Genomic DNA, 518 nt, shown 5'->3' on the forward strand with positions numbered 1-518 from the left:
TAATCGTCGATCAACATAAAATCACCGGGATTGTCCTCGATCACCAGTATGGAAAGTGGTTGGTTATCCTTTGTCATTGGTCATTTCTTTTACTATTAATCGGCCAATTTGGAGAGTTGCAACCAAAACTCCTCGATTTTTAAAACGGCCTTCATAAAATCATCCATATCTATAGGCTTGGTCACATAACTGTTCGTGTGATTTTCATAGGCCATATTGATGTCCCTTTGGTTCGAAGAGGTGGTGAGCATGATCACGGGAATCTTCTTCAAAGAAGGGTCTTGCTTTATTCGCTTGAGCACATCATGCCCGTTGAAAATGGGCAGGTTGATGTCCAAAAGGATAAGGTCGGGGCGCAGGGCATCTACAAACTTGTTCCTTTTAAAAAGAAAGTCCAGGGCATCGTTTCCGTTCTTTACGATGCTGATATTGGTCCTGATCTTGCTCTCCTCAAAGGCATCAAGGGTCAGTACGATATCCCCCTCATTGTCCTCGACCAATAATATGTGTACGGTTTT

Annotated in this window: 1 protein-coding gene; it reads right to left on the reverse strand. The window is 42.9% G+C overall.

All coding sequences use genetic code 11. The features are described from left to right. Nucleotides 1-95 precede the first annotated feature (95 nt). The coding region (locus VM932_RS16705; RefSeq protein WP_326280439.1) for a response regulator at nucleotides 96-518 on the reverse strand (423 nt) is incomplete at its 5' end.

It is taken from the genome of Flagellimonas halotolerans, assembly GCF_035818535.1.
GTDB lineage: Bacteria > Bacteroidota > Bacteroidia > Flavobacteriales > Flavobacteriaceae > Flagellimonas > Flagellimonas halotolerans.